The organism is Streptomyces sp. NPDC006193 (assembly GCF_040613915.1).
Classification (GTDB): Bacteria; Actinomycetota; Actinomycetes; order Streptomycetales; family Streptomycetaceae; genus Streptomyces.
Genome location: NZ_JBEXTB010000056.1, coordinates 1 through 10,217, shown reverse-complemented (window position 1 = coordinate 10,217; position 10,217 = coordinate 1). Strand labels below are relative to the sequence as shown.

The 10,217-nt window shown below is 75.3% G+C and carries 8 protein-coding genes; 3 read left to right on the top strand and 5 right to left on the bottom strand.

The features are described 5' to 3' along the window. Positions 1–93 precede the first annotated feature (93 nt). The 4 genes from ABZ261_RS29265 to ABZ261_RS29250 form a co-directional block, all read right to left on the bottom strand. Positions 94–660 (bottom strand): hypothetical protein, encoded by a 567-nt coding sequence (locus ABZ261_RS29265; protein ID WP_356864325.1) that lies wholly within the window; start codon positions 658–660, stop codon positions 94–96. A 155-nt stretch (positions 661–815) separates the two neighbouring features. Beyond that, positions 816–1,823: a YihY/virulence factor BrkB family protein gene (locus ABZ261_RS29260; protein WP_356864323.1), complete on the bottom strand. Its 1,008-nt coding sequence runs from the start codon at positions 1,821–1,823 to the stop codon at positions 816–818. Between the two features lie 377 nt (positions 1,824–2,200). After that, entirely contained in the window at positions 2,201–4,267 is a 2,067-nt protein-coding gene (locus ABZ261_RS29255; RefSeq protein WP_356864321.1) for a SpoIIE family protein phosphatase, read from the bottom strand. Positions 4,268–4,362: 95 nt separating this feature from the next. Continuing rightward, the gene (locus tag ABZ261_RS29250; RefSeq protein WP_356864319.1) at positions 4,363–5,541 is read right to left on the bottom strand and encodes a PP2C family protein-serine/threonine phosphatase; all 1,179 of its coding nucleotides are present in this window, start codon (positions 5,539–5,541) and stop codon (positions 4,363–4,365) included. 454 nt (positions 5,542–5,995) lie between these two features. Here ABZ261_RS29250 and ABZ261_RS29245 point away from each other — a divergent pair, with 454 nt between their 5' ends. Genes ABZ261_RS29245 through ABZ261_RS29235 form a run of 3 tightly spaced genes read left to right on the top strand, consistent with a single transcriptional unit; the run spans position 5,996 to position 9,688 of the window. After that, a complete protein-coding gene (locus ABZ261_RS29245; RefSeq protein WP_356864327.1) occupies positions 5,996–8,611 on the top strand; it encodes a SpoIIE family protein phosphatase in 2,616 nt (871 codons plus the stop codon). A 52-nt stretch (positions 8,612–8,663) separates the two neighbouring features. Beyond that, the gene (locus ABZ261_RS29240; protein WP_356864317.1) at positions 8,664–9,119 is read left to right on the top strand and encodes a hypothetical protein; all 456 of its coding nucleotides are present in this window, start codon (positions 8,664–8,666) and stop codon (positions 9,117–9,119) included. Then, complete coding sequence (locus ABZ261_RS29235; RefSeq protein ID WP_356864315.1) at positions 9,116–9,688, top strand: DUF488 domain-containing protein; 573 nt, start codon at positions 9,116–9,118, stop codon at positions 9,686–9,688. Before ABZ261_RS29240 ends, ABZ261_RS29235 begins: the two co-directional genes overlap by 4 nt. Before the next feature lie 12 nt (positions 9,689–9,700). Here ABZ261_RS29235 and ABZ261_RS29230 read toward each other — a convergent pair whose 3' ends face one another. Further along, positions 9,701–10,069 (bottom strand): hypothetical protein, encoded by a 369-nt coding sequence (locus ABZ261_RS29230; protein ID WP_356864313.1) that lies wholly within the window; start codon positions 10,067–10,069, stop codon positions 9,701–9,703. Positions 10,070–10,217: the final 148 nt, after the last annotated feature.

The following is a 10,217-nucleotide window of genomic DNA, read 5'->3' as shown; positions in this document are numbered from 1 at the left end:
GAGAGGTACTAAAAGTTCGTCCGTCCTCCCGGCCCGCGTATTGTGCTGGGACACGCGGGGGGATTTTGTCGGGCAGTGGCGCCGCACAGGAGGTCAGCGGCTGCCGGTCCAGTTGTGCGCCACGTCGACCACGACCCGGTCGGCCAGCTGCGTCACCCGGAACGGCAGGCGGGCCCGCACGCCGAGACCGATCTGCGTCTCCCCTTCGAAGCTGCCGGCGAACCGGGTGTCCCGGAAGGTGCGGTACCCGCTGACGTCCACCCCCGGAAGGGTGTGGCCCACCTGTGCCGGGTACGCGGGTGCGCCGCTCTCCGGGTCGTAACTGGGCGCGCCGACACGGACCTCGAGCACCGCCCCGCCGCTGACCGGGATGTAACTCCCGGAGGCGTTCTGGTAGAGCCGGTCGACGTATCTGACGGAGTAGCCGACGGAGCCGCCGCCGGGCACGTCGAAGACCATGCGGTCGAAGCAGTCGTGCCGGCCGGTCCGGACGTTCTCCAGCGGCACGGCTCCGGTGGCCGCTCCGCCCTTGTCGCCGCTGCCCCAGCCGGTCGGACAGGCCGTGACCGGGGTGGTGGAGGCCGTCGCCGCGGTCGTCGCCGCGCCCACCCCGGCTCCCGCCAGAACGAGTGCCGCGATCGCCGCTCCTATTCGCTGCATGATGTCCCCTTTGGTAGAGCGTCGTGCTGGTAAGGGGTGAGACACGTACGTTGTGGGGATGGTTGCACGCCCGGCCCGGCCGACGTGTCACCGTGGGGTCCGATCCCCCGAACGAGTGGAGCCGCCGGCCGGCGGCCGCCGCGGCCGGGGAACGGTCAGGGGGGTCCCTTGTCGCCCACGGCCGGCGGCGGCGGCTCACCGAAGTGGACGAAGATCTTCTCGAAGCCCTTGAAGGACTCCGTGGCCGCGTAGGAGCGGTAGGCCCGCACGTCGCCCGTGGCCAGGTGGACGCGGTCGGTGAACGGCGTCAGCAGGCTCCGCGGCCACAGCCGCATGCAGCGCACGGCGATGATCTCGGCCGTGGCGAGGTACACCAGGCCGGCGAGGTAGATCCAGGCGAGCAGGCCGAGCACGATGCCGAACATCCCGTAGGTCGCCGTGGTCCCCCGCAGCACGTGCCCGACGTAGTAGGAGCCGCCCCACTGCAGTGCCTGCCAGGCGCACGCGGCTCCCAGGGCCGGCCCCCACATCGAGCGCAGCGGCAGCCGGCGCCGGGTCATGATGCGGTAGCTCACCAGGAGCAGGGCGGCGTTGAGCGCGACGCCCGCGACGCCGACGAGGACCCGGATGCCCACCGCCAGGCGCGTGCCGAAGAGGCCGGCGGCGGACTCCGCACTGGACAGCGCCGTCGTCAGGAGCAGACCGGAGGCGAGCAGCAGCAGGAAGTACAGGCTCTTCAGCCGGGAGCGCAGCGGGTCGGGCCGGGCGTGCCGCGGGACGGCGAAGATCTTGTTGAGGCCGTGCTGGACGGCCTGGGCGACCCCCAGGGCGCCGTAGACGCTGCCGGCGACGCCCACGGCGATGGCCGCGCCGCTGCCGTGGAACGAGTGGATGTTGCTGCCGAGCTGGTCGCCGATCACCGGGAACTCGCTCAGCGCCGAGTGCAGCACGGACTGCTGCAGGTGCTCGTTGCCGTGCAGGGCGGAGCTGAGGATCGCCACCAGGAACAGCAGCAGCGGGAAGAGGGAGATGAAGCCGTAGTACGCCAGCAGCGCGGCCAGGTAGGTGGCCTGGTCGTCGACGAACTTGTAGACGACCGCGAGCGGCATGGCGACCCACCGATGCCGGCGCTGATAGCGGTCCAGCCGGGCCAGCACGTCCATGTGCCCTCCCACACCGTCGGGCGCGGACCCGCTCCGCGGCGGGCGCCGCAGCATTCCCCGTGCCCACGCCGGACGATCCCACACCGGTGCGCGGCTGAGGGTGCTCCTCCGCGTGAGCCGGCGGCGGGCTCGTCCGCCCGTTCCTCCGGCCCGGTGCTCACGCCGTCCCGCGGCGGCGACCTCCCGGCCCCGGCGGCCGGAGCGGCGCCGCGCGGGCTCGCCGCGCGGCGGGAGGCGCAGCCGACCCGGTTCGCCGCCGTCGCGGCAGGCCTACTCCGGCGGTGCGGGTCGCTTCACCGGAGGGCGACGGTTCGTGCGCCGGGAGGCCGTCAGCGTGCTGATGCTGCTGCTCTCACCCTGATGCGCGCGCGGGGTTCTCACAGGGTGCGGGCGAGGAGCAGGGCCACGTCGTCGTGGTCGTCGGGATGGCGGAGGCCGTACAGCAGCAGGTCGCAGGTCTCCTCCAGCGGCCGGTGCGGCTCGTCCAGGAAGCCCAGCAGGGCGTTCAGCCGGTCGTCGATGGGGTGCTGGCGGGTTTCGACGAGACCGTCGGTGTAGAGCACCAGCACGTCACCGGGGTGCAGATCGACCGTGACGGCGTCGAACCGGATGCCGCCCACGCCCAGCGGCGCCGCGGTGGGCAGCTCGATGAGCGCGGGCGCCCGGCCGGGCCGGCTCAGGGCGGGCGGCATGTGCCCGGCGTTGGCCAGGGTGCACCGCCTGCTGCGGGGGTCGTACACCGCGTACAGGCAGGTGACGATGTAGTGCTCCAGATCGCAGGTGATCTTGTCCAGGTGGGTGAGCACCGCGCCGGGGGCCAGGTCGAGGTCGGCGTAGGCGCAGGTGGCGGTGCGCAGCCGGCCCATCGTGGCGGCGGCGTCGATGCCGTTGCCCATCACGTCCCCCACCACGAGGGCGGTCTTGTCCCCGACCAGAGGTATGACGTCGTACCAGTCGCCGCCGACCTCGCTGGTGGACTGCGCGGGCTGGTAGCGGGAGGCCAGTTCCAGACCCGTGTGGTGCGGCGCGTGCTCGGGCAGCAGGCTGCGCTGGAGGGTGAGGGCGGTGTTGCGGACGCTCTGGAACCAGCGGGCGTTGTCCATGGCCACGGCGGCGCGGCCGGCGAGTTCACCGGCCAGCACGACGTCGTCCTCGTCGAACGGGGCCGGATTGCGGGTGCGTTTGAGGTCGAGCGCGCCGAGCACCTCGCCGTGGGCGATCAGCGGCACCGCGAGGTAGGAGTGGACGCCGGCGCGGGCCAGCAGCGCGCCGGCCTCGGCGTCCCGGGCGATGCGCGGCAGGTCCTGCGGCCCGACGCGCGGCACCAGCACCGGCCGGCCGGTGTGCACGCACAGGGTGACCAGCCGGTCGCCCGCGTAGGCCGCGAGGTCGCCGGGCGGGTCGGCGGCGTTCAGCGCGACGGTGGGGTGCGCCGCTTTCAGGGCGAGCGCGCGGAACAGTTCGGGGCCGTCGTCCGGCCTGCGCACACGGCGGCAGGCCAGGGCGGCGTCGAGGACGTCCACGGCGACCACGTCGGCCAGGACGGGAGCCGCGATCTCGGCCAGCTCCCGGGCGGTCTGCTCCACCTCCAACGTGGTGCCGACCCGGGCGGAGGCGTCGGCGATCAGGGCCAGGCGCCGCCGCGCGCGGTCGGCCTCCGCGGCGGCCCGGTGGCGCTCGGTGACATCGACGACCGACGCGGCCGCGCCCAGGGTCCGCCCGCCGGGATCCTCCAGCCGGTAGAACGACAGCGACCAGGCGTGCTCCTGTTCCGGATCGGCCGGGGGACGGCCCACGTGGTACTGGTCGAGGAGGGGGGTGCCGGTGGCGAGGACCTGACGCAGCGCGGACTCCACGGTGTCGACGTCCAGGAACGGCAGGGTCTCGCGCAGACGGCGGCCGATGTGGTCCTCGGCGGGAACGCCGTCGATCCGCTCCAGTGCCGGGTTGACCAGGAGGTACCGCAGCTCGGGGTCCATGAGGGCCAGACCGATGGGGGACTGGTTGATCAGCCGCTCGCACAGCGCCAGGTCGGTCTCCACGCGCTGCAGCAGCGTGTGGTCGGCCGCGATGCCCAGGGCGTAGACGTCTCCGAGGTCGTCGAGCAGCCGCATCGTGCGGAACTCCGTCAGACGGCTGCTGCCGTCCTTGTGCCGGACCGGTACCGCCCCGGCCCAGCCCCGGCCCGTCTCCAGCACCTCCGTGAACAGGCTCACCACGGTCGGCAGGTGCTCCGGGCCCACCAGCAGCCGCGCCGCGTGCCTGCCCAGCGCCTCCTCGGCGGTGAAGCCGAACAGGTCCTCGGCCTGCGGGGTCCAGAAGACGATGCGCCCGCGGGTGTCCAGGGCCACCGCGGCCACGCTGAGCACGTCCAGCAGACCGGTCGGCCGGGGCCGCTCCGGCCCCTGCCCGCCGCGGCCGGCCCGGCGGGAGTCCACTGCCATCCGACGTCCACCTCCACCGGCCGCGGGCACGGATGCCGATGGCCGGTGCTTCCATGCTGCCCCCGGCGCGCGCCCGGCCCAAGCGGAGGACCGGATCACGGCCCGGGCGGCGGACCGGGTGCGGCCGGACCGCCGCCCGGCAGGAGGACGGCGAGCGCCGCGGTGTCGTCCTGGAGGCGGTTGCCGCTGTAGGCCAGCAGATCGTCGTGGAGCCGCGCCAGGAGCTGTCCGGGCGGGAGGCGGTCCCAGGACCGCAGGCGCTCCAGGAGCGGATAGAAGGCGCCGCTCGCGTTCCGGGTCTCGGTGACGCCGTCCGTGTACAGCAGCAGCCGGTCGCCGGGCCGCAGGGGGTGCTGGTCGACCTCGTACGGCTCATCGACGAGCATGCCGAGGTTCAGCGGCGGGGCCGGCCCGACCCGGTCCAGCTCCCGCACGTCACCGGAGCGCAGGAGGACCGGCGGCGGGTGACCGCAGTTGACGAAGCGGACGAGGAGCACGTCGTCGGGGATCTCGGCGAGGAGGGCGGTGACGAACCGCTCGTTCGTCTCGCTCCCGCCGAGCTGCTCCGCCCTGCGGCTCATGCTCCTCTCCAGACGGCCCGCCAGGGCGGGCAGGTCGGGTTCGTCGTGCGCCGCCTCGCGGAACGCGCCGAGCAGGGTCGCTGCGGTCTCCACCGCGAGCAGTCCTTTGCCGCGGACGTCGCCGATGAGCAGCCGCACCCCGTGCCGGGTGTGGACGGCCTCGTAGAGGTCTCCGCCGATCCGCGCCTCCGCGGCGGCGGACAGGTAGAGGCTCTCCAGCAGGAGGCCGCCGAGGCGGTGCGGGACCGGCCGGAGCAGGACGCGCTGGGCGATCTCGGCGACGAACCGCACGTCGGCGAGCGTGCGCTCACGGCGGATGCGGTGGGCGGCCAGGATGGTGCCGAGGGTCCCCACCAGGCCGGTGCAGACGTAGGCGGCCACGTAGTGGCGGTCCCACAGGTGGCCCACCGGCCGGCCCGCACAGCAGGGGGTGCCGGCCAGCACCGCCTCGAGCAGCACCGCGCAGACCGCGGAGGAGGCGACGGCGAGGGGCCCGTGGGCGAAGGCGGTCACCAGGGGGAGCGCGATCAGCAGGAAGCCCACCGGCCACTCCACCGGCGTGGCGGGCTCGATGAGCAGCACGGCCGCGACGTACAGCGCCGGAAGCCAGCGCATCCACGCGGGAGGGGCCGGCAACCGGGTGCGCATGGCCGTTCCGCCCGCGGGTTCCCGGCCGGTCCGTGGCTGCTTCACCCGACGCTCCTGCATGCTTCTCGCGGACGCCGCTCCTGTCGGACGGCCCTCGGGCCCAGGCCGGCCTGGTGCACGGGCCCAGCCTGCTGCCCGGGCGACCGCACACCGGCCATTGCTCCACTCAACGGCATGTCGGCGCAGGGCGCCGGGCGCGGCCGCCTCGACGGCGGACCGGGGCCGCGCACGCGCCGTCCGGGCCGCGGCGGGCGGTGCCGCCGAGTGCGCCGCCCGCGCACGCCCCGGCGAGCGGACCGGGGAGCCCAGGTGCTAGAAAAGGGAGATGAGCGGACGATCCCGCCGGCCTCGGGCGAGAGCGGCGCCGCCGCCCGGCGCCCGGCGGCCGTCCGATCCGTCCCGCCGTCCCCGGCGCCGGCCGTCGCTCGGACGGCGCCTGGCGCCTTCCCTGAGCGTCGGCACGCTCGCCGCGCAGGTCTTCCTGCAGCAGGCCCTCATCATGCTGGTCCTGGTCGCGGTGGCGGCCTCCGCCCTGGTGCTGCAGGGACGCTACGACGCCGAGCGCAGCGCCCGGAACAGCTCGCTGGCCGCGGCGGAGGCGTTCGCGCACGCACCCGGCACCGCGCTCGCGCTGCGGTCACCGGATCCGACGGCACGGCTGCAGGACGCGGCGGAACACGCCCGGCAGGGGTCGGGCGTCGACTTCGTCTCCGTGCTGGACGCGCACGGGGTCCGGCTCACCGACCCCGACCCCGCCGTGATCGGCACCAAGGAGCCGGGCGTCGGCCGTGCCGTCGCGGGCGAGGCGTACACGGAGACGTTCCACGGCCGCCCGACCGACGCCGTGCGCGCGGTCGTCCCCGTGATGGACGCGAGCCGGCGGGTGGTCGGCATCGTCACCGCGGGGATCCGGTACGCCAATGTGGCGCAGGTGCTGAACCGGCAGCTGCCGATGCTGCTCGGCGCGGCGGCGGGGGCGCTCGCGCTGGCGACCGCCGGCACCGCCCTGGTCAGCCGCCGGCTGCTCCGGCAGACCCACGGGCTCGGGCCGGCCGAGATGACCCGGATGTACGAGCACCACGACGCCGTGCTGCACGCGGTGCGCGAAGGGGTGCTGATCGTGGGCGGCGACGGGCGGGTGCTGCTCGTCAACGACGAGGCGCGCCGGCTGCTGGACCTGCCCGAGGACGCGGACCGGCGGCAGGTGACGGAGCTGGGGCTGGGGCCCGGACTGACCCGGTTGCTGGCGTCGGGCGAGGCCGCGACCGACGTGGTGGTGCCCGCCGGCGACCGGCTGCTGGCCGTCAACACCCGGCTCACCGCGCCGTACGGCGGCGCACAGGGCCTCGTCGCCACCTTGCGCGACACCACCGACCTCAGGGCGCTGTCCGGGCAGGCCGAGGTGGCGCGGGGCCGGCTGTCGTTCCTGTACGAGGCCGGCATGCGGATCGGCACCACGCTCGACGTGCGGCGCACGGCGGAGGAACTGTCCGAGGTGGCGGTCCCGCGCCTGGCGGACTTCGTCACCGTGGAACTCCTCGACTCCGTGCTGCGCAGCGAGGAGCCCACGGGCGCCGTCCACCGGATGCGGCGCACCGCGCTGCGCGCGTCGCGGGACGGGCATCCGCTGCAGCCCGTGGGGGACGTGATCCGGTTCGTGGCGGCCGACACGCCGATGGTGGCGGCCCTGCGGCGCGGCAGGGCCGTCCTGGTGCCGGACCTCCACGGCGCCGAGGACTGGCGGGCCCAGGACCCGGAGGGCGCGCGGCAGGCGCTGGACTACGGCATCCACTCGCTGATCACGGTGCCGCTGCGGGCACGCGGAGTGGTCCTCGGGATGGTCAACTTCTGGCGGGGCACCGGCTTCCCCCGTTTCGAGGAGGAGGACGTCGCCGTCGCCGAGGAACTGGTGGCCCGGGCCGCCGTCGCCATCGACAACGCCCGCCGGTACGCCCGCGAGCACGCGATGGCCGTGACGCTGCAACGCAGCCTGCTCCCGGTGGGGCTGCCCGAACAGGACGCCCTGGAGATCGCCTCCCGCTACCTGCCCGCGCAGTCCGGGGTGGGCGGCGACTGGTTCGACGTCATCCCGCTGCCCGGCTTCCGGGTGGCCCTGGTCGTCGGTGACGTCGTCGGGCACGGGCTCCAGGCGGCGGTCACGATGGGACGCCTGCGGACCGCCGTGCTGAACTTCTCCTCGCTGGACCTCGCCCCGGACGAACTGCTCGGGCACCTGGACGAGATGGTGACCCGGCTGGACACCCAGACGTCCGACGGCCGCGACGAGCACGCCCCGCTCACCGGCGCCACCTGTCTCTACGCCGTCTACGACCCGGTCGGCGGGCGCTGCACCCTCTCCCGCGCCGGGCACCTCGCACCCGTCGTGGTGGACGACCGGGGCGGGGTGACCTCGCCCGACCTGCCGCTGTCCCCGCCCCTCGGGGTGGGAGGGCACCCCTTCGAGGCGGGGGAGCTGGAGCTGCCCGAGGGCAGCCGCCTGGTGCTGTTCACCGACGGGCTGATCGAGGCCCGCGGACGGGACGTCGACGAGGGCCTGGACCTGCTCCGCTCGGCCGTCGCCCGGGCGGGCGGCACACCGGAGGAGATCTGCCGCGCCCTCACGGAGAGCATGCTCCCCGAGCACCCACGGGACGACGTGGCGCTGCTGGTCGCCCGCACCCGGCGGTTCGACCCGTCCCGGGTGGCGGCGTGGGACGTGCCGTTCGACGTGGCGGCGGTGTCCCGGGTACGCGCCGAGGTGGGCCGGCGCCTGGCCGACTGGGGGCTCCAGGAGTCGGCGTTCACCACGGAACTGATCCTCAGCGAACTCCTCACCAACGCGATCCGGTACGGCGCTGCGCCGGTACGGGTCAGGATGCTGCTGGGGCGCGCCACCCTCGTCTGCGAGGTGTCGGACGGCAGCAACACATCGCCCCGGCTGCGCCGCGCGGCCACCACCGACGAAGGTGGCCGCGGCCTGTTCCTCGTCTCCCAGTTCGCGGACAGCTGGGGCACGCGGTACGCGGAGCGGGGCAAGGTGATCTGGGCCGAGCAGACCCTCGGCCGCGTCCCCGAGGCGGACCTGTCCGTGCTGTTCGACGGAGCGGCTTTCTGACCGCGGCCGGCGCGTCACCCCGCAACGCGCCGGCGACGACCGGAGGTGGACGATGCCGGAGCCGAGCGGCGAGGGCGGACGGGCGATACCGGCCGGCCCGCCGGACGCCGGCCGCCTCGTGCCGGTCGGAGCGCTTCCGGCCGGGGCGTCCCGGCGCGCCCGTGCCGCCTCCTTCGACCGGGCGCCCGTCTGCCTGGCCGGCCTCCAGCGCGCCACCCTGTGCCTCCTCACCGACGACGAGACCGCGGCCCACGACGGGGAGGCGCACATCGCCGGGACCGTCGCGGCACGGGCCCACGAGTACGGCGACGTCCTGCCGGCCGCGCCCCCCGGCGACGGCGCCCGCGCGTGCCGGGTGCCGCTGCCGGACGGGACCGAGCGCATCGGGCCGCCGCGGGTGGGCACCGCACGCGACGACGCCCGGGCCCGCGCGGACGCGGAGGCGCTCGCGGCGCTCGTCCCCCTGATCGCCGTCGGCGCCCGGCGGGGCGCGCGGAGCGGCGGATGACACCGCTCCTGGTCACTTTCGGCCACAGCACCGCCGGCCCGGGGGCGATCGGCGCCCTGCTGCACGGCGCCGGTGTCACCGCCGTCGTGGACGTGCGCACCGCCCCGGGCAGCCGCCGTCATCCGCACCTGGCCCGGGAGCGGCTCGCCGCCTGGCTGCCCGGGCAGGGGATCGACTACCGGTGGGAGCCGCATCTGGGCGGGTTCCGCAGACCGCCGCCGGACAGCCCGGACGTCGTCTGGCGCAACGCCTCGTTCCGCGGTTACGCCGCGCACACCCGCACGCCCGGCTTCCTCGCCGCGATGGACCGGCTGCTCCGGGAGGCCGCGGCGGCCCGCACGGCGGTGATGTGCAGCGAGGCGGTGTGGTGGCGGTGCCACCGCCGTCTGATCGCCGACTTCACCCTCGTCGCGCGGGGCGGGGAGGTGTGCCATCTGATGCACGACGGACGGTGCCACCCGCACCGGCCGACGCCCGGCGTGCGGCTGCGCGAGGACGGGCTGCTCGTCTACGACGATCTGACGGCGTCCGGGGGGCCGTTCGCGCCGGACGGGGCGGGCCCGTTGTGACCGCGGGCCGCGTCAGGCGGCGGCGGCGAACGCGGCGGCTATGGCGATGGCCGTGCCGACGCGGGCGTGGATGACCATGCGGTGGCCGCCGGCGCCGGTGCCGGCCTCGAGGAGGCGGCGTGCGGGCGCGCTGGCGGTGGCCACGGACATGAGGACGCCGAGCCGGCTGCAGATGCGGTGGGCGCACAGGACGGCGCCGATCACGGTGCTCACCGCGGCCGCGTCGTCGAGGACGACGACGACGGGCGCGGACCGGTGGGCGTGGACGAGGTCGCTGAGGTGCGTCAGGAGGAGGGTCCCGCCGTCGGCGCCGGGGTCGGCGTGCACGGTGACCACGAGCACGCCCCGCTCGAACGAATGGGACAGCAGCACGGGCTCCACGCCTCCTCCTTCCGTCGTCCGACAGTGCGTCTACCCGGAGCAGCGTGCAGAATGCGCCACGAGCGCCGTGTGGAATGCGCCACGCCCGAAGCGGCCCGCACGGCGCCCGGCGGCCGCCCGCCGACCGCCGCCGGCGCGGTCGGCGGAC

Coding starts and splice junctions, on each gene's coding strand:
- ABZ261_RS29255 (WP_356864321.1), bottom strand. CDS start 4,267: ATGGCAGTGGACTCCCGCCGGGCCGGCCGCGGCGGGCAGGGGCCGGAG.
- ABZ261_RS29240 (WP_356864317.1), top strand. CDS start 8,664: ATGCCGGAGCCGAGCGGCGAGGGCGGACGGGCGATACCGGCCGGCCCG.
- ABZ261_RS29260 (WP_356864323.1), bottom strand. CDS start 1,823: ATGGACGTGCTGGCCCGGCTGGACCGCTATCAGCGCCGGCATCGGTGG.
- ABZ261_RS29265 (WP_356864325.1), bottom strand. CDS start 660: ATGCAGCGAATAGGAGCGGCGATCGCGGCACTCGTTCTGGCGGGAGCC.
- ABZ261_RS29245 (WP_356864327.1), top strand. CDS start 5,996: ATGCTGGTCCTGGTCGCGGTGGCGGCCTCCGCCCTGGTGCTGCAGGGA.
- ABZ261_RS29235 (WP_356864315.1), top strand. CDS start 9,116: ATGACACCGCTCCTGGTCACTTTCGGCCACAGCACCGCCGGCCCGGGG.